Here is an 18454-nt window from a genome sequence, read left to right on the forward strand (position 1 = left end):
CCGGCAGTATTTTGGGCGTTACGCATTGGTCGTTGACCAACTCACAAGCGCGGTTCGCTCTGCAGGCTCTATCGGACAGCACGATTGCGCGCGGGTCGAGATAGTATAGAGTATTTCCTGTTTTGATTGAGTCATTGGAAATGCTCTATCCATTTTTTTGCACGCATCTTTTTCCGAAGGCCGCTTCGCACTTTTCGGGGTGCGCTCTACCAGCGTGTTAACGATCGGTCTGTCGTCCTTATGGCGTGTTGTCTCATGCCGAGCCGGATGCCATGGCGTCACGCGATATGGTTGTCCGCTGTCGTAGGACTGAGGACAGCGGACAACCAAGATGATCGCACCGACATCGTCGTTCTTTTGAGGCTGGTTAGTTTTCAAGATCAGGAAGACGAAGTTAGTGAAGTCCTTGCACGTCAGGCCGCAGATCGCGAAAAGCGATATGCGCGGGCGGATCGAACGTCAGCAAGCGTCGTGAGAGTGGTTTTCGAGATGTATATTTGTTCATTGCGGACATGCCAAAAGTCTACAGATTGACGCAATTGGCAGAACAAAGGTGAGAGTTGCGGAGATCTTCTGTGGCACATCTCTCGTCCCAACGTTTTAAACTGATCGGCGAACCATTCCACTGATGCAGTCCACTGATAAGGTCGAGAACAGGGCAACTGCTGGACGAGTTAAATCGCATGAGAAATCATGTCGAAAAAATACACCTCTGAAACCGTCTAATATCCATCGACACTCGCATGCAAATCACCGACATCTAATAGGAAGAGTGAACACCCAAGAGAAGATCATGACGGCAAAAATCATCGATATCTGGAATGCAAAGACCTTTACTGAAGACATCCATGCGTTTCTCAGAGAGCATTCCGAGACGATTATCAGATTTCATCGATACGAACCGCAAACTGATAAAAATCTGGAATCACTCCAGCGATATGAGCGTCGAAATCGAAACCCGTTTGCGGACAACTACAATAGAATTCGAGACAAACTCGTAACCTTGATATCGACCAAGACAATTCGTGCATTCCATTACACGCGAATGGTCGACGACGAAGTGGCACACGTGTTGACCAACGGATTTTTTGCGCCCTCTTTGGATACCACTTTTGCGCACCTTTCGGACCGTGTTCGTCGACTTGTTGAAACAGGAATTCTCTCGATCCAGGAGGGGGACCGCATCTTTTCCGCCTCGCCCTTGAACCAGTCCGATCAACTGAAATCTCGTCAGGGCTTCTGGATGACCACTATTCCAATCACTCCTGAAGACCCTTCCATCAGTTTGCTGGTCAACAACTGGGGTGGGGAAGTGGGTTATTTCTGGCTAGACGAAAGCCAAGACCCTGAGTTGCTGACACGCGTGCAGTCAATCGGTCGCGGCCGTATTTTCGAATTGGCCGTTCCTATGTCAGATAAGGATGGACGTCCATTGCCGGGGTGTTGGTCGGCAGCAAAAGATATCGTGAATGTTCTGGCCAGGAGCCATGGCTTCCATACAGACACTCCTGGCTTCGACTTGTCAGTGAAGAGCACCCTGCCTGCTTCCGCAGTCATCACTGTTCACACGGAGGGAGATGAAACCTATTTAGATTTTGGTCAAAGTTTCCAGAACCACGCGAGCGCGGATTAAGCCGTATATTATGAGCACTGGCAAAGGAGGATGCCTATTGCAAGGTCGCGAATGGCACAAGGTCGATGGGGCTTTGACAGATGTAATATCTAAGCTGAAATCCGTCGCTCCCCGCGCCCTTCCCGACAAGTAATATGCGCTGCATCTTTCAGTAAAAGCGGTGAGGGGCTCTTAGCGCCATCCTGGTCGCGTCTTTATCCCGCTGAGGGAGCGGCTAGATAGAATGGGACGGGATCTTCCGAGAATACTTCGAAGGTCTGTTCGTAATTGGAGGCAACGGCGACGAAGCTTTAGCATTCGACCTGCGCGAGACAGAACGTTATCCGTTGGTCAACCTTTGATATAACGAACGTCAACCTGCCCGAAAGCGCCCGGAGCATTGCGACGTCTTTTGACACCGCTATAAGTTAATCGGTCGTCGCAATCATCAATCTGCTCCCGTATTTTTGGGGCTCACGGCCTTGGACTTCAAGCAAATTGGTTTGGTAACACCCATAGGCATGTTTAGCGGGACTGTTGGTTGGCGTTTTCGCGGCGACCCTCACAAGGTGGCTAAACGAACGTGGCTATGCGAAAATCCTGATGACGACACGCGAAGCGCGAATTGACTTACAGGGCATTCACAATCTTTTTGGTCTCGTTAGGCTAATGACGGTTGTCCTGCATGAAAACGCGGGTTCAAAAGCAGTCATTGGTCACCGAGTTTCAAATCATGGCGTGCACAAATGAGCCTACACCCAGATCCAATGGCGAGCGACCTGCTGGCCCGTAGCGACTTGATGTTCGAACTGCTGGACCCTGTCGTTGCATGGTTGTCTGTTTTCCATCACACTCTTCAGTCCAGACCTCAAATCTGTTGAGTTGATGCGGGCCGAAAGTTGAAAACAATGGGATATCGCTTGCGTCGCGACCACGCGCGACAACTATCCGGCCAATCCGTGGTTGATTATGGCGTGCATCAACGGTGAACCAACGTCCATCGAGGAAAACCTCAACCCAGGCGTTGTAATCCATCGGAGAAGGATCGGGTGCCACACCAATATCTCCCATGAAACCATTCACATACCGCGCCGGGATATTGAGCGCCCGACACAGCGTGATGGCGAGATGGGCGAAGTCTCGACAGACGCCTACACGCTCCTCATATGCTTCCAAGGCGGTACGGGTCGAGCGCGCATAGCCATATGAAAAAGTGAGGTAGCTGTTCACAAAATCACAGATGGCCCGCACTCGATGCGCACCTTTTGTTATATCGCCAAAGCGTTTCCAGGCGATCTGAGATAAACGGTCGGTTTCGCAATAGCGACTTCCTAAAAGATAAGGGAGACACTCCATCGGCAGGTCATTCGGATTTAACTGATCCGCATCATCGTCGAAGAAGTCGGGAGCACCACTAACTTTCACCACCGCATCGTATTTGAATACTGTTTCACCAGGTTCCATAAGAAGCCGTTGGCACTCGTTGCCGTGTATATCCTTGAAAGGTGAGGCGTTGGGCTGGCCAAAACTTGACCAAATCACATCTTGGCGATGCTCGGGGTGAACGTTGAGATATGAATAGACTGCAGTCGGGGCTGCAACTTCAACAGCAATTTCGTAACCAACGCGAATGAGCATGGCAATCTCCTCTGGCCAACGTAACTCGCGATGGTGGGGAAGGTTCCCCGAGTTAACACGCGTGTGGAGAGAACAATCGTCTGAAGCTTCAATCGTTATATTGCAAAGTGCCGTGATTCACTACGATGACGCATGGACAAGGAGCATTCCTCATTCATTCCTTGAGACTGTTTACCTGCAGGGCACTCACGCACCTGGTCGCCCGCGTGATCGACTAGCATCGGAGAAACGAAAGCAAAGATGGCGGTTGCTTTTTGCAAGCAATTGGTCGGTCTTGCGAGCCTTTCAAGCCAGGACATTTCGAGATTGACTTTCTCGGGAATAAAAATGAAGTGGGAAGAACGGTCCGACTGGGTCAAGAAAGCCTTGTATCCGCGATCGGCGTTTTCGATTTCGGCCACCTAGGCACACACGAGGCTTATATCGACGTACTGCGCCGAAATTCTGCCGATCCTTTCGCGGATATTGCTGAGTACGTGAAGCGCGATGTAGCCAACCTGGCGCTCGGCAATCCCGACAATCATGGCCGCAATTCCGCCTTGAGCAAGCATCAGGATGGGGCAATTCGCCTTTCTCCGCTCTTTGATTTCGCACCAATGCGGCTTGCCAAGGAGGGTATCGTTCGCTCCACGCGATGGGAAATGATGCGGGATCGTGGTCGCGACCATTTTCCCGATTGGAAGCAGGCTTATACTGAAGTTTTGCCCGATCCTGCTGAGCAGAAAGCACTTGCGGCTGCGCTTTGCGAATTTTCGGAAAATCTGATCCAGGTGCCAGCTATGGCGAAAGAGATGGGAGCGTCTCCAGATATTCTGGATTGGGCGATGGGACGCTGCATCGCGATAGCAACCAGCGTTTTAGAGACATGTCAATGATGGCAAAGGACCGCTAAATGGCTCGATGGAAGAAGCCGACGAAATACGAGATTTTTGAAAACCGGCGAACCCTGGCAGAACGTGCTCGAACAGGTGATTTAAAGCTGCCTGAGGCGGTTGCAGACATCCGCAAAGGTTTCGGCATGACGCAAGAGGAATTCGCTAAAATGCTCACTCTAACGCGGCTACAAGTTGCCGAGATCGAAGCGGGCAGCGCAAACCCAACGCTCGAAACATTGGAAAAGATAGGCCGACTGTTCGGATTCAGTGTTGGTTTTGTGGCCAAGTAGCTCCGCGCCACATGGGAAGCGAGCCAAGCATAGACTGAGTATTCAGATTTTAATGCCATGTAAAAGTCTGGTGTTGATATGAGAGCTCTCCGAGCAAACGAAGCCGAAAATCATCGTGTAAGATTGAATTGATCAACAAAAAAGCTGCCCAGTCGAAGCTGAGCAGCTTTGAAATTCTGATCTGTCAGAATTAGAACTTGTAAGCGATGCCGAGACGAACTTCATTTGTCTTGAACTTATCGCGTACCGAAACCAGATCGTCCGTTCCGAAGTCGAAGTCCTTGTGCCCATAATCTGTGTAACGATACTCGAGACGGACAATCAAATTGTCTGTCGCTGCGTAGTCAACACCAGCGCCCGCAGTCCACCCAGTGAGCGTCTTGCTCTGAGAGGTGCTGATGGTATCAAATCCGTCGCTTGCCGAAAGCGTGTTCTTCACGCTCCCAAACGCAACACCACCAGCGATATATGGCAGGAACCGATCGAAGGCTACGCCGGCTCGGGCACGTACTGCACCTGACCAGCGCAGTTTACTTTCGACGTCCGCACCAAACTCGCCATCACCGACAGAATAACTGTCCTTCAGGTTGTTGTAGGTCACGTCTCCGTCAATACCAAGAATAACGTTATTGCCAACGTCAAAATTGTAGCCTGCATAAAGACCACCGAGAAAGCCATCCGGCTTCACGCGCAGACTGTCAAAGCCATCACTGAATTCCGACTTGCCCCAGCCATATCCGATCTGGCCACCCAGATAACCGCCGGTCCACGAAAAGACCGGGGTCTCAATGACCGGGCCGGGCTCTTGGTATTGAATTGCGTCAGCGGCTTGAGCGCCGGATACGCCGAGAAAAAGAACCGTCGTGGCAAATAGTGCAGATTTCATCGCATTTCCTCCCTGTCAGCAAAAGCGCCTGAATGACACTCAGTGTCAAATTAGGGCGCTTGCCCAAAAAGACTGTAGTAATTTCGCAACAGTAACTCTGTCATCTTGACGGTGGCTGTGCGCCCAACGCAGAGATCTCGGGAAGGAAAAGAGATGGATCGGTATTGGGACAAACCCATTCAAGCGCGCGTGTTCGATGGAGCTTTTAGACAAATTCGTAGTGTTGAGGAGGCAGCGGCATTCATTTTCGATCGTCGACCTCAGACGAGGAACGGGCGCATGCTCTTACCACTTGCAACATAAAATGACATTCTGACGCTCGGATCCGTTGATTGGGATGCGCGTCTTTCAGCTCGCGCAATCCCGGATGTGAACTCTGCCAGGCTATGCCCGGGATATTTGCTTCGCTCGTCCATAGAAAACAGCAGGCTCTGGCGATGGACAAATGATGCTTGGCTCCGAATTCAACTACAGGGCCATTGTCTTGAGCGGAACAGGTTTTCTACCATCTGGGAGAATTTTTTGGAGATGATCGTAAACGACCTTTGCACTGAACGGTTTTTGTACAAACACGGCGCCGTCAGGCATTTCGCCGGCCTCTGGCTGCATCATCCCGGAGCAGACAAGAATACCAATATGCGGCCAGTTGGCTGCACACTCCCGCGCAAGGTCGAAACCAGTACGTTCACTAGGGGGCATTTGCACATCGGTGAAGAGGAGTTGGAAGCGCTCAGCATCAGCGTTGAGCAGCGCCAACGCCTCTTCGACATCGCCCGCTTCTTTGACCCGAAAACCGGCCGTCTCAAGGATCTCTACCGCGTGGAGACGGATGATCACGTCGTCGTCAGCAACCAGCGCATACGGCGTATAATTATCACTCATCGAACTTCCTAAATGTGAATTGGTCTTATTAAACAGTCCGCATCACAAAACGATCCCTCGGGAGAAGTTTTTTTCTCAATTTTAAAACCGCGTAGATTGAACCATCCGCCACTTTTTGACCAGGCAGACGAGCGTTGCAGTTAAAGAGAAACAAATAAGCAGGAAGCAGGTCGGCACAGAAGCCGCCCACTTTTGTTGCAATGCGGCTTTTCGCGGGGAAAATGCCGAACCTGCATTGAAACGGTTCGGCTAGAAGGCACCAATGCAACTTTGCATGTCCGAATAAAGCAAAGCCAACTGAACGTATTCACAACACAGTTGGCCTTCCCTGGATGGATTAGACCTAGAGAGAGCTACGCTATTCTAGCTCCGAGGTTCTTAGGAAGCCTCAAGCATCGATTTTATGCGGCGACCCAAATCGACCATATCAAACGGTTTGGTCATCACTTCCATGCCAGCCTCCATTTGACCTGCACCCAAGATCGAATTCTCAGCATAACCGGTGACAAAAAGAACTTTCAGGCCGGCGCGAAGTTCGCGAGCTGCATCCGCCACTTGACGCCCATTCATCCCATTGGGAAGGCCCACATCCGTTATCATCAAGTCAATCTGCACGTCAGATTGCAATATGCTCAAAGCGCTGGGTCCATCACCTGCTTCGAGCGGCTCAAGGCCCAATTCTTCCACTGCATCAACGATGAGCATGCGGACCAATGGTTCATCGTCGATGACCAAGACCTGCTGACGTGTTGCCATCATTGGCATTGTTTCCCGATTGAGTTCAATTTGTTGCTCCTCCTTTTCCGAGTGCCTTGGCAAAAAAACGCTAACTTGCGTCCCCTGCCCTAGCTGTGAATCTATTTTGGCGTAACCGCCCGATTGCCGCGCGAAACCATAGATCATCGAGAGGCCGAGCCCAGTACCGACGCCAATGGGTTTTGTTGTAAAGAACGGATCAAAAGCCTTTTCCACGACATCGGCAGTCATCCCGACGCCCGTGTCAGAAACCTGCATGACGACGTATTCGCCGCCCCGCACTTTGTGCTGCCGAGCTAGATCATCATTAATCTGTTGGTTGAATGTCCGAATTGAGATCCGCCCACCGCCCGGCATTGCGTCGCGGGCATTCAAGCACAGATTAAGAACTACATTCTCAAGCTGATTGGGATCAACGAGCGTTGACCAAAGGCTTTCGTCGCTCGAAGTTTCCACAATGATTTGTGGGCCAACCGTGCGCTGAACCAGCTCCTGCAAATCCAAGGTAAGGCGGTCGATATTTGTCGGTTTAGGATCAAGGGTCTGGCGGCGCGAAAACGCCAAAAGTCTGTGCGTCAGTGCAGCCGCTCGCTTCACTGCGCCCTGCGCCCCCTCCAGGTATCGTCCCAGTTCAGCGGTGCGCCCTTGCGCAATACGTGTTCTGATCATTTCCAATGATCCCGAAATACCCGCAAGCAGATTGTTGAAATCGTGCGCGAGCCCACCTGTCAACTGACCTACGGCTTCCATTTTCTGGGACTGGCGGAGCTCTTCTTCCCTTGCCATGAGTTCGGCCGTCTGTTGAGAAACGCGATGTTCAAGCGTCTCGTTGAGATCGCGCAACATTGACGTGACCCGGTCGCGCTCTTCTTCGATCGCGCGACGTCCCTCCAAATCAATCAGCACACCGGAAAAGTTCAGCTCTGTACCCTCCGCGTCACGATCAACGCGCCCATTGGCCTCCAGCCAGTAATAGTTTCCGTCAGCACGTCGAACGCGATATTGATGTGAAAAGCTGCCGCCCACTTCGATGGTCTTGTCAATCGCAACCGCCAGCTTCATTCGATCTTCTGCGTGGACTGACTCTAGCAGCTCTTTGAGGTGCGGGCCGCCCTCCACTCCGTTGCGATCAAGTCCAAAGGCTATCGTGAACGGTTCATCGATCGTCACCCGATCATTGCGTACATCCCAAAACCACGTCCCGATAATAGCCCCTGCTGACAACGCCAATTGGACACGTGTCGCATCGTCGCGTGCTCTTGTCTCACTCGCCTTGAGCTCGGCTTCTGCCGTCTTGCGCGCTGTTACATCACGAAAAAGCACTGAAACCTGATTGAGTGTTGCAGGTTCTACCCGCGATGCCGAGACTTCGATGTGCCTGCCAGCATCCCTGAACTCACGCTCAAAACGGATACGTTCGCCTGTCCGAAGCACATTTCCGTAGAGATCTATCCACTCTTTGGCATCACTGGCTGCGACCTCGTGAACTGATTTACCAACGATGTTCGGAATGCCTGTATGACGCTCATAGCCTGCATTGGCTTCAACATGAATATAGTCGCAAAATTCGCCTGAATTATCCGTGCGAAATTCTATGATGCAAAAACCATCATCGATCGCTTCGAACAGGGCTCGATACCGCGCCTCATTGACCGCGCCAGCAACGCTGGAAGAAGCTGCTGATGCGGAAGGTTCTAGTTTGTTCATTTGTGCCCTAAGTTCGGAGAAAACGCTCGTTCACGTGCCCTTGAACGCGTGGTTAAGTCTTTAGTTCCGAAAAATAACAGCAATCAAAGGATAAGTGCGGTTTCGCCAGGATTTGACGGCCAAGGAATTTGTAAATCGTCTGCTCCGAACCGTACAAGGATTCTTGTCAATCCACTGCTTCGTTTTGGCCGGGATCAAGAAGGATAGCGTGCAAAAAAAGCGGTTCCTGGCTTCAAGGTTGACGAACAAATCGTGAACCTATAATATTGTCCCATGGCTCCTACAACTTTGCAGAAAAAATTAGAAATCTTATCAGATGCTGCAAAATACGATGCGTCTTGCGCCTCGAGCGGCGGAGAAAAGCGCAATTCGTTGCAGGGTGGGATTGGCTCATCGGGCGGCAGCGGAATATGCCATGCTTATGCACCTGACGGTCGCTGCATCTCCTTGCTCAAAATTCTGATGACTAATTTTTGCATGTTTGACTGCGCTTACTGCATCAATCGTGTGTCGAGTAATGTCGAACGCGCTCGGTTTTCGGTGGAAGAGGTCGTCTCCTTGACGCTCGAATTTTACCGCCGAAACTACATCGAAGGTCTCTTTCTCTCCTCTGGCATCATTCGCTCTCCTGACAAAACCATGGCAGAGATGGCGCAGATTGCACGAACTTTGCGGACTGTTCACGGTTTCAAAGGCTACATACATCTGAAAACCATCCCTGATGCTGCGCCGGAACTCATTCGCGAAGCGGGACTTTACGCCGATCGTTTGTCGATCAACGTTGAACTTCCTCAAGATGAAAGCGTGCGCCAATTGGCACCCGAAAAACGTCCGGAGACAATCCGGGCAACAATGGCGCAGGTGCGCGTGGAGGGCGAAGCCGCTTCAGATAAGACGTTAAGCGGGAAGAAGCCTCCGCGTTTTGCGCCAGCAGGACAAAGCACACAGATGATTATTGGCGCGGATAGCAGTAATGATAGCGTTATTTTAAACACTGCCGTGCGACTTTACAACGGATACAAATTGCGCCGGGTCTATTATTCGGCGTTCAGCCCGATCCCCGATTCAACTTCCGCGCTTCCACTTATCAAACCACCGCTTGAGCGCGAGCACCGGCTTTACCAGGCTGACTGGCTGATGCGTTTTTATGGCTATGATGCAAACGAGATTACGGCTGGCGCAAAAGACGGTTTTCTCGATCTCGACATTGATCCGAAACTCGCTTGGGCCCTAAAGAACCGAGGACACTTCCCCCTCGACGTCAATCGAGCAACAAGGGAGATGTTGCTAAGAGTGCCTGGTTTCGGGGTGCGTACTGTCGATCGTATTATCGATGCGAGACGAAACCATGCTCTGCGCATGGGCGATTTAATCCGAATAGGTGCGTTAACTCGCAAAGCAAAACCTTTCATAACGCTTCCCGATTGGACGCCACGCGCGCTGTTAGACAGTAGCAATTTACGGCAACAGTTTATGCCGCCACCCAAACAGCTCAGTTTACTCTAGCGAAATTGAGGGAGCGCTGTAATCCAAGCAGCGACGCCGTATGTCCTTTTCTATTACGATAGCAGATATCGGTGCTTTCGATGCTTGGCGGCATGCCGCTCGCAGAGCCATCTCTCACCAAATAGAACCCAAAGAGCTCGATTGGGCATCGCAGAAGAGTTTATTTGTTGGTCAGCCCCTGCCTGAAACTGATGGCGTACATAAAGCAGTCGTGACGCGCAATTTTCTCGATTTAGCGCGCAATGTCGTATGGCACTCAGATGCAGAACGGTTTCATCTGCTTTACGAAGCTTTGTGGAGAATAAGCATGGATGAAGGAGATCCGCTCTCCTCCGTTGACCCGCTTGGCAATCGACTTATGCGCATGGCCAAGAACATCGGGCGCGATCTTCACAAGATGCACGCTTTTGTACGTTTTCGCGAAGTGACATCAGGAGCCACCCGCAGACGTTTCATGGCGTGGTTTGAACCAGATCACCATATTGTCGAACCTGCTTCGGATTTCTTCGTGTCGCGGTTTTCGGACATGGATTGGACAATTCTCACTCCAAACTGCACTGCAGTTTTTGAAGACGGGAGGCTCAATTTTCAACCTGGCGCTCAAAAGCCAGATCTTCCGTCAGACGCCAGCGAAGCGTTGTGGCAAACCTATTTCACCAATATATTCAACCCTGCGCGGACGAATGTGCGTGCCATGCTCTCCGAAATGCCAAAGAAGTACTGGCGTAATCTTCCAGAGACCCAACTCATTCCAGAAATGCTCAAGGAAGCTGAGGCACGCGTCAATGCAATGGCAAAAGCCCAAGCCACTCAACCGCGCAAAGGTTCAGATCGGATTTCGCAACGCTATCGCAGCATTATCGAGAAGCCGGTTGGTGAAATTCAATCCATGGTCGATCTGAATAAGGCGGTTCGCAGTTGTCAGCGCTGCAATTTGTGTGAGCAGGCATCGCAGGCAGTTTGCGGCGAAGGACCTGAGAATGTTGATTTGATGATTGTCGGCGAGCAGCCAGGAGACCGCGAAGACCTCAGCGGCCGCCCCTTTGTCGGCCCCGCAGGTCAACTCCTTCGAAAAATTATGCATGAAGTCCAAATTGAACCGGAAAAAGTTTGGCTAACCAATGCCGTGAAGCATTTTAAGTTCGTTCCCCGCGGCAAGCGACGCCTGCATCAAAGTCCCAACCGCCATGAAATTGATCATTGCCGCTGGTGGCTGCAACAAGAAATATCACTTTTGAAGCCTCGTATTATCTTAGCGCTGGGCGCATCGGCCGCTTATGCTTTGACACTTTCAAATGAACCCATTTCAAAACGAAGGGGCCGGGTCGAGCGTTCGCCAGATGGCGCTCCGCCCATTTTGTTTTCCTGGCATCCATCCCACATTCTTCGTCTTCCAGAGAAAGAGCATCAAACCAAAGCCGAACGCGAGCTCGCATGCGATCTCAAGAAGGCTGGAAATCTCATTGCAACGTCGCAGGAACAGAGTGGTGAAGAAAGCTTCAGGCGCTAGTATGTTGATTAATTGGGCACCAGTTGGCATTGCGTCTTTGTGTGTTTAAACATTGAAGATGCAATGGCCTTAGTTATTGCCCTAGATCAATCCAAAAGGTGCCATTTAGTGGCACCGCGAGAAAGCGCTGGTTGATTTCCGCAAGTGTTTGATTTGGATCGATGTGTGAGAACCGTTCTGGATGAAGCCATTTGGCGAAGCACTCGACGATCAGAATATTGAGCGCCGATATCGAAGCCTGATGAGAAATGCCATATGCTCTTTTGTCGTGAACAGCCGTGAGATCACGGCGCACGGTTTCAGAGACGACTTTCCGCAAGGACGCACGCGCGAGATCTCCAGAGATACCGCCTCCTACGATCAAAGCAGTCTCCGAAGTGGCTTTCGGTGTCCCTGTCGCAATATAGACCTTCGGATCGGCTTTGAGCACATATTCTGGATTAAGTTTTCCTTCGTAGCCGGGGACAGCATCCGCGCCGATACTCACGCCGCCCGCTAATGCTATATTCTGCGTCATGCGATTGTTGCGCCCGGGGGTTGAACAGCAAGCTGAATTTGCAAATCCGTCGACCAGCACCGTGGTAGGAGCCGCAACATTTTCTAAAGAGCGTGTGATAACCGCGTAGTGATCTCGGACAAATTGTGTGTATTCGGTCGCTTGCGCTTCTCGCCCAATTGCCTTCCCAAGGAGATCGATCGAGAACGTCGTTGCCTCCACGACATTTCGCTCGTCATTTCTTGGGCCATCGAGAAAAATGACAGGAATCCCCGCGGCCTCCAACAAACGCGTCGTATCCTCCCAGCCGGCTTGCCACTGGTTAACGACAAAAAGATCCGGCTTTACACCCATAATGGTTTCAGCCGATGCCTGTCCGGGTTGCAGTGCGCCGACGGTTGGCACTTGATCAATCGCCGGAAATTTCTGGCGAAATGCATCATAGATGCCTTGATCGATGCGCTGTGGATTAGCCCATCCTGCAATCCGCTCGACCGGTTTACGATCTATAAGCGCAAGCGAAAGCAATAACAGGCTTTCATTCAGCACAATGCGCTTTGCGGGCGATTGAAGGCGTATCGTACGGCCAGCAGCGTCTTCGATGACAATCTCGGCATGGGCATGGGTTCCGGCAAAGAAAAACAACCATGATGCAGCCAAAGTTAAAAAGATTGCCACTCGTGAAATGCTGTGCGGTTGCTTCGACATATTGGTGATCACCAGCTGTATTTCAGGCTTGCGTTGACTGCCCGGCCTGCACCGTAATTGCAGCTCCCGCCGGTGTCATTAAGACAATGCGAAACATATTTTCGGTCAAAAAGATTGCTCGCGTTAACGCGTAGCTTCATCCCATCAAGATCCTTCCTGATTGCACCAAAATCCAGCTCTGCGCCCACATCAACAAGGGTTTGACCCGGAATTCTGAGCTTTTCGAGATATTTGGCGTCCGTTTGGTAAGAAGACCAGCCACGAACACCTGCGCTCAGCGAAAGGCCGGGGAGGAAATCGGGACTGTATCTGACCCAGACGCTGGCTTGATGTTCTGGTAAGCGGAGAATTTCTCGTCCGCGTTCAACCGCCAGATTGGATTCCAGTATTTCGGAATTCGAGTACGCATAGGACCCAAGCACCTCGATCTCCCGGCTTAGCTCGTACTTTCCTTCCAACTCGATGCCGCGTACACGCTGTTTCCCCGACTGAACATAACCGGTCTGAATCCCGGTCGTAAGGTAAGGCGTGAGCGCGTTCTCAATATTGAGATTAAACACCGAGATTGCCATCATGGCGTTCGTTCCCACGGGTTCGTATTTGAGCCCGATCTCAAACTGACCTGCACGCTGCGCTTTATAAGGAGTGTCGAACGCATCCACACCCAAAAGTGGTGTGAATGTCGTCGAATAGCTCATATAGGGTGCAAGACCGTTATCGAAGAGATAGGTTAGACCCGCACGCCCCGATATCTGGCCTTCACTGTTTTCAACCAGCGCTTTGGCTGCAGCAGCGCGTCGGTTATATGTTGAGATTTCGGAGTGATCATATCGAAGGCCGAGTGTTGCGACCCATCGATCATAGCGGATCTGATCCTGTAAATAGACACCGAGCTGTTCTTGCTTTTGAAGTGCAGATGCTGAGTAGGCGGGATAAGGAATGGAAACTCCACCATAGACCGGATTGAGATAATCAATCGATGGGACCCCGGCAGTCGCGTTACCGAAATTGCGATCCGAGGTTGCGCGCAAATATTCCAAACCCAGGAGCACTGTGTGATCCAAGGCTCCTGTTTCAAATCTCGCTTCAGCTTGCGTATCGACGCTGAACGACGTGAGCGTGTCTTCCGAAGCGCCTGACGCACGATTGAGCGTATGTCCGTCAGAGCCATAGGCAAAAGCTGGATTGACCAGCACAAGGAACATGTCCTGCTCCGACCGGCTGTATCGGAGATTTTGCCTCACACTCCAGGTTTCATTGAAATCATGCGAGAACTCATAACCCAGAGTGTAGAAATCTCGGTTGAACTCATTAGCTGCCGGATCACCAAGGTAAAGATCGCGCGGGATCTGACCAAACGAATTGGGAAGCAAGGTCCCAACAGCCGGATAGAACCTGGGATTAAAAATCGCCCGATCGCGCTGATAATACCCTGACAATGTCAAAGACGTGTCCGTCGAGGGCGTCCAGGTCAGGCTCGGCGCAAACATAAGCGCACGATCTTTCTCCTGATCAATTTGCGTGTTCATGTTACGCCATTGTCCGACAAATCGATATAACCAGTCTCCGTCCTTCGTGATGGGACCCGTTGTATCGACAGATGTCTGGATTCCACCAAAGGCAGACGTGCCCACCACGATCTCGTTTGCAGGAGACGCTTGCGGACGCTTGCTCACATAATTAACGAGCCCCCCGGGCATTGTACGTCCATAAAGAACTGAAGATGGACCCTTGATGACATCGATACGCTCAAGGGCATATGGATTGACGCTGGGCGTCGCATAGCTGCTGGGATCACCAGGCAGCGCGAGGCCGTCCATCCATATGGTGCCATAGGTATTATAGCCGCGAATATGAATCCAGTCGTAGCGAATGTCATAACCATTGGCCTCTGAAAGGACCCCAGGGGTATAACGCAAGGCTTGTGGCACCGTGTCCGCGCCTTGTTCCTCCATTTGGCGACGCGTCACCACGCTTACGGCCTGCGGCGTTTCTAACAAGGCCGTATTGGTTTTGGAGGCTGCCTTGCTCCGTTTAGCAACAATGGAATTGTCGATATCTTTATCGCTTCCATTAGCGTCAATCGTTATCGTGCCTAAAACTGTCGGCGCGGCCGCCTCTTGTTGGGAAAACGCGGTTTGCAGCTGTAGAGCAATTGCCACGGCTGTGGTGAGCAAAAGAGCCGTCTTCCGCTTTAAACGAAGTGCGTTTTCTTCACGCGCATCTGCTTTAGTGCGCAACATTTTATATTCCACGACAACCCCATTACTCTTCTGCATCGACGCTTAATCGGAATCGAATTAAACTTGACCTTGAAAATCATATTAAGATACGAATACGGATTGCAGGGCCTAGCCTGCAAGACTTCAACCTTTGGCAAAGGCAGAAAAAACTTTGTCAAAAGCAGAAAGAGCAAATTCGGACTTATGCAATGACCGGTGGTGCTGAAGGGATAAGTTTGGAACAGGGTTGTCATTACCGTCACCGCACAACATCTGAAAGTGACAGCAGATGAATTCCGCTGAAAAATTGCTGCATCGACCAGTTGGGTCTGAGAAGTTATTGGTCGGTGATTTTTTGCGGCGTGACGGTGTCAAACTTGATAGCCCGGACGATAGTTTGACGGCCGCTGACACCTTGATTGAAGGTCGATTTTTCCAGCAGGAACTGCGCGAAGGCTTATTTTTACACGTCAGTGACGCGGTCGAAGAACGCGCCTTCACAGCAACATCGTCTCTTTCAGCTGGTCTCTCCTGTATTTTTTTCCTCGACGGCAGCGTCGATCTGAAAATGGGAGACAGGGATTTCCATTTCCAAGGAGCAAAGGGTGGTCGTGTTGAAGGGACGGCAATAATGAACGCGCGTTCTGAACTCTTCCAACGAAAATCTTTGGGTGGTCAGCGCCTGCGCCATTTGGTTGTTTCAGCATCACCCGAATGGCTCGATCTTGAGGGCCTTGAGGAAAGCGGCCTTGAAGGCGCTAATACGAGAAGCTTTAGCGACCATCTCGCGAATTTCCGGTGGACGGCAACACCGCGAACGGTTGAACTCCTCCATCAAATTGTTGCGCCCTCTTCTCTTACTCCTGCCTTACGAAAGCTTTATCTCGAAAGCCGGACCGTGGAACTGATATCTGAAACGCTTGCAGCAATCACGAAATCCACCACCATCGTTTCGGTCGGCTCCATTCTCACACAGCAGGATAAAATACGCCTTGAACGGGCAAAGGAATTCATCGCGGCGAACCTTAATGCTTCAATTAACATGCAGGTGATTTCGCGGGCCGCGGGGATTAATTCCAGCGGCCTTCAAAAGATTTTTAAGCTTTGTGAGGGGATGAGTGTTTTTGAGTATATTCGACAAAATCGCCTTCAACACGCTTTTGCCTTGCTCGTCTCTGGCGAAGCAAACATTTTAACGGCGAGCCTCGTCGCCGGTTATTCGCGGCCCGAGAATTTCACCACCGCATTTCGACGCCAGTTTAATATAACGCCGAGACAAGCAGTAAAACGGCAACTGTCTTAAACCTATTGTGTGATCGAACAGTGCAGGCTGAGAACATCGCGCTTGTCTGGAAAAGCACATTCCGATCGAATGTCTCAGTTTGTTGACGCGGGGCGGTTGGAAAAGTGTGAGGTAGCGGTGAGAATGCCGCTCTTGAGAATACTTTTATTGGCCAAACGAAAGCGTGATTTAACTCAACCTATGCGCCGCAAATTGAACTTATAAAGAAGACCGCGTGAAGGGATCACGCGGTCGGGGCTTTAGGTTTGATTTTGCGATCAGAATTTCTGTTCGCTGTACCAATTATCGACATCTTTCCGGACCTGGTCCTTTTCGATACCGTAACGCTCCTGGATTTTTCCTTCCAGCTGGTCGCGCTTTCCGGCGATCTTGTCGAGATCGTCATCGGTCAAGTCGCCCCACTTTTCCTTAATCTTACCCTTGAACTGTTTCCAGTTACCTTCAACGCGATCCCAATCCATCTACTTTCTCCTTTAATATTCGTTTCTTAAATCGTTGTATATCCTCGGTGATTAGCAGTCGCCTTGTCATATTACAAATAATACAATTGACTGAGCCACATTATGACTTGCACCTTGCTATAGTAACGAATGAGATAAACTCAGGTTCCACGAAAAATTATTCTATCCCCCTGTTTTGGAAGAGAATATGAAAAAAGCGGCCTGAAAGCCGCTTTTCTCACTCAATGGGATGAGTTACTTTATGGAGATGTGTTACTTGGCCCAACGGCCCTCGTACTTAAATTCAGGAGCCTTTTCGAGGTCTTCCTTGGTCGTGTCCATCTTGGCTGACCACTTCTTGTCATTCTCTGAATAGAGAATTTCGACGTTGTTTGGTGCGACCACCACGTATTTCTCACCCACTCCGAGGAAGCCGCCTACGGAAACAATATAGCCAGTTAGAGCGCCTTCCTCGATGACCAGATCCTGAACCTTGCCAATGGCTTCATCCTTGGCATTTACAATGTCCAAACCGAGTATGTTGTTGGTAATGACGTCCGTTGGCTTCGCTGTCACGAAGACTTCCGTCTCGGTTGTTGTAGCCGTTTGTGCGTTTGCAAATGAAGCAAGTGCAACAGTGGCGACAGCAGCTAACAGAATACGGCGCATTTAAATTCTCCTAATGAATTCCTGACGTTAATGTCTTGATAGAAATGCGAAGGCCCTTGAATTGGTTCCAAGGATAAACAAAAATCTTTGCGCCTGAATGCGAAAGGGTTCCAACGTTTACTGAGAAAACGATCAGTAAGACCGCGTCTTGACGACATAAAGTGACATTCCTTTAACAACAGCAGGCAATGCAATAAAACCTCGCGCTAAAGCATGTCGCGGAAAAGTGGGAACCGGTTTTCCGATAACGACATGCGTAAAAACAATGAGTTAGAGCGAGCGTTGTGGATACAATTAACCGCGACACGCTCTAGGCCTGCTGTTCCCCACTTTTTTGACAACGCCGCTCGTCGTGATCGCGTTGAAGAAACGCAAAGGCTGAACGGGCCGCTTCTTCGGTCAAAGCGATCTGCATCCTCCCCTTGAACGTTATCGCGCGGCGTGTCCCTTTTTCCAGAACCGACCAAGATCCGTCACCATTCCGCTGAAGTTCGTATCCGCTCATTTTCCCCTCCACTCAAACAAGATGCTTCTTGAAACCTTAACCTGTCGGCTGGATCACCGTTTGCGATAGCTTCAGAAAGAACACAGCGCACGGTATATCCAACTTCTTGCTAGCCCAACTCCGCTAGCGTTGATTTGTTTCCGAGAGGCGAAACGGACAATTAATTCGCCTTACGTTGAAATGGCAGGTCGATGGCAGGCGTTCTTTGATAATTAGCTCCGGGCGATAATCAGCGTTGGCATCAAGCCCTAAGGTTCAACAGAAGCGATGCGGCTTTCTTTCGTTGCCCCCATCAAAATCGACGCTCAAGCCACAGTGGAATTGCAATTCTGGTTTTCAGCAAAACGAGGGCGCGCAAAGGTTAAAGTTGTGCTTTAAGCACTTCCCCAATCGCAATAAATCGGTGTTGAAATGTCCATAGAGGCCTCTACTTCCCACTAAATTAAGAG

General features: G+C 50.7%; 15 protein-coding genes. 6 read left to right on the plus strand and 9 right to left on the minus strand.

Going from position 1 to position 18454, the window contains the following annotated elements; translation table 11 throughout:
• Window positions 1-793: 793 nt before the first annotated feature.
• Window positions 794-1633 (plus strand): hypothetical protein, encoded by an 840-nt coding sequence (locus tag KMS41_27230; GenBank protein ID QWK81481.1) that lies wholly within the window; start codon window positions 794-796, stop codon window positions 1631-1633.
• 705 nt (window positions 1634-2338) lie between these two features.
• Here KMS41_27230 and KMS41_27235 read toward each other — a convergent pair.
• On the minus strand, window positions 2339-3250 hold the full coding sequence (locus KMS41_27235; GenBank protein ID QWK81482.1) for a transglutaminase family protein: 912 nt from the start codon (window positions 3248-3250) through the stop codon (window positions 2339-2341).
• Between the two features lie 254 nt (window positions 3251-3504).
• Between KMS41_27235 and KMS41_27240 the strand changes: the two genes are divergently transcribed.
• Together KMS41_27240 and KMS41_27245 are read left to right on the plus strand one after the other, a co-directional pair.
• Complete coding sequence (locus KMS41_27240) at window positions 3505-4125, plus strand: HipA domain-containing protein (protein ID QWK81483.1); 621 nt, start codon at window positions 3505-3507, stop codon at window positions 4123-4125.
• Between the two features lie 17 nt (window positions 4126-4142).
• A complete protein-coding gene (locus KMS41_27245; protein ID QWK81484.1) occupies window positions 4143-4415 on the plus strand; it encodes a helix-turn-helix domain-containing protein in 273 nt (90 codons plus the stop codon).
• Between the two features lie 190 nt (window positions 4416-4605).
• Here KMS41_27245 and KMS41_27250 read toward each other — a convergent pair whose 3' ends face one another.
• The 3 genes from KMS41_27250 to KMS41_27260 form a co-directional block, all read right to left on the minus strand.
• Window positions 4606-5301 carry a porin family protein gene (locus tag KMS41_27250; GenBank protein QWK81485.1) on the minus strand — a complete coding sequence of 232 codons (696 nt, stop codon included), beginning with the start codon at window positions 5299-5301 and terminating at the stop codon, window positions 4606-4608.
• Window positions 5302-5769: 468 nt separating this feature from the next.
• The gene (locus KMS41_27255) at window positions 5770-6183 is read right to left on the minus strand and encodes a response regulator (protein QWK81486.1); all 414 of its coding nucleotides are present in this window, start codon (window positions 6181-6183) and stop codon (window positions 5770-5772) included.
• A gap of 378 nt (window positions 6184-6561) precedes the next feature.
• The gene (locus KMS41_27260) at window positions 6562-8646 is read right to left on the minus strand and encodes a PAS domain S-box protein (protein QWK81487.1); all 2085 of its coding nucleotides are present in this window, start codon (window positions 8644-8646) and stop codon (window positions 6562-6564) included.
• Between the two features lie 273 nt (window positions 8647-8919).
• Here KMS41_27260 and KMS41_27265 point away from each other — a divergent pair, with 273 nt between their 5' ends.
• Entirely contained in the window at window positions 8920-10152 is a 1233-nt protein-coding gene (locus KMS41_27265; GenBank protein ID QWK81488.1) for a putative DNA modification/repair radical SAM protein, read from the plus strand.
• A 40-nt stretch (window positions 10153-10192) separates the two neighbouring features.
• Complete coding sequence (locus tag KMS41_27270) at window positions 10193-11662, plus strand: UdgX family uracil-DNA binding protein (GenBank protein ID QWK81489.1); 1470 nt, start codon at window positions 10193-10195, stop codon at window positions 11660-11662.
• 73 nt (window positions 11663-11735) lie between these two features.
• Here KMS41_27270 and KMS41_27275 read toward each other — a convergent pair whose 3' ends face one another.
• Window positions 11736-12866: an ABC transporter substrate-binding protein gene (locus KMS41_27275; protein QWK81490.1), complete on the minus strand. Its 1131-nt coding sequence runs from the start codon at window positions 12864-12866 to the stop codon at window positions 11736-11738.
• Window positions 12867-12874: 8 nt separating this feature from the next.
• Window positions 12875-15109 carry a TonB-dependent siderophore receptor gene (locus KMS41_27280; GenBank protein QWK81491.1) on the minus strand — a complete coding sequence of 745 codons (2235 nt, stop codon included), beginning with the start codon at window positions 15107-15109 and terminating at the stop codon, window positions 12875-12877.
• A gap of 268 nt (window positions 15110-15377) precedes the next feature.
• On the opposite strand from KMS41_27280, the gene KMS41_27285 reads away from it, so the two are divergent.
• Complete coding sequence (locus tag KMS41_27285; protein QWK81492.1) at window positions 15378-16391, plus strand: AraC family transcriptional regulator; 1014 nt, start codon at window positions 15378-15380, stop codon at window positions 16389-16391.
• A gap of 257 nt (window positions 16392-16648) precedes the next feature.
• On the opposite strand, the gene KMS41_27290 is transcribed toward KMS41_27285, so the two are convergent.
• From KMS41_27290 to KMS41_27300, 3 genes are all read right to left on the minus strand, one after another.
• Window positions 16649-16852: a CsbD family protein gene (locus tag KMS41_27290; protein QWK81493.1), complete on the minus strand. Its 204-nt coding sequence runs from the start codon at window positions 16850-16852 to the stop codon at window positions 16649-16651.
• 252 nt (window positions 16853-17104) lie between these two features.
• The gene (locus tag KMS41_27295) at window positions 17105-17500 is read right to left on the minus strand and encodes a PRC-barrel domain-containing protein (protein QWK81494.1); all 396 of its coding nucleotides are present in this window, start codon (window positions 17498-17500) and stop codon (window positions 17105-17107) included.
• Window positions 17501-17810: 310 nt separating this feature from the next.
• On the minus strand, window positions 17811-18005 hold the full coding sequence (locus tag KMS41_27300) for a hypothetical protein (GenBank protein ID QWK81495.1): 195 nt from the start codon (window positions 18003-18005) through the stop codon (window positions 17811-17813).
• Window positions 18006-18454 lie beyond the last annotated feature (449 nt).

The sequence above is a fragment of the Ochrobactrum sp. BTU1 genome (assembly GCA_018798825.1).
In the GTDB taxonomy this organism is placed as follows: Bacteria; Pseudomonadota; Alphaproteobacteria; order Rhizobiales; family Rhizobiaceae; genus Brucella.

Excerpts from the sequence above, each read along its gene's own strand:
- KMS41_27230 (QWK81481.1), top strand. The coding sequence starts at position 794 with ATGACGGCAAAAATCATCGATATCTGGAATGCAAAGACCTTTACTGAA.
- KMS41_27235 (QWK81482.1), bottom strand. The coding sequence starts at position 3,250 with ATGCTCATTCGCGTTGGTTACGAAATTGCTGTTGAAGTTGCAGCCCCG.
- KMS41_27245 (QWK81484.1), top strand. The coding sequence starts at position 4,143 with ATGGCTCGATGGAAGAAGCCGACGAAATACGAGATTTTTGAAAACCGG.
- KMS41_27250 (QWK81485.1), bottom strand. The coding sequence starts at position 5,301 with ATGAAATCTGCACTATTTGCCACGACGGTTCTTTTTCTCGGCGTATCC.
- KMS41_27255 (QWK81486.1), bottom strand. The coding sequence starts at position 6,183 with ATGAGTGATAATTATACGCCGTATGCGCTGGTTGCTGACGACGACGTG.
- KMS41_27260 (QWK81487.1), bottom strand. The coding sequence starts at position 8,646 with ATGAACAAACTAGAACCTTCCGCATCAGCAGCTTCTTCCAGCGTTGCT.
- KMS41_27265 (QWK81488.1), top strand. The coding sequence starts at position 8,920 with ATGGCTCCTACAACTTTGCAGAAAAAATTAGAAATCTTATCAGATGCT.
- KMS41_27270 (QWK81489.1), top strand. The coding sequence starts at position 10,193 with ATGTCCTTTTCTATTACGATAGCAGATATCGGTGCTTTCGATGCTTGG.
- KMS41_27275 (QWK81490.1), bottom strand. The coding sequence starts at position 12,866 with ATGTCGAAGCAACCGCACAGCATTTCACGAGTGGCAATCTTTTTAACT.
- KMS41_27280 (QWK81491.1), bottom strand. The coding sequence starts at position 15,109 with ATGTTGCGCACTAAAGCAGATGCGCGTGAAGAAAACGCACTTCGTTTA.
- KMS41_27285 (QWK81492.1), top strand. The coding sequence starts at position 15,378 with ATGAATTCCGCTGAAAAATTGCTGCATCGACCAGTTGGGTCTGAGAAG.
- KMS41_27290 (QWK81493.1), bottom strand. The coding sequence starts at position 16,852 with ATGGATTGGGATCGCGTTGAAGGTAACTGGAAACAGTTCAAGGGTAAG.
- KMS41_27295 (QWK81494.1), bottom strand. The coding sequence starts at position 17,500 with ATGCGCCGTATTCTGTTAGCTGCTGTCGCCACTGTTGCACTTGCTTCA.
- KMS41_27300 (QWK81495.1), bottom strand. The coding sequence starts at position 18,005 with ATGAGCGGATACGAACTTCAGCGGAATGGTGACGGATCTTGGTCGGTT.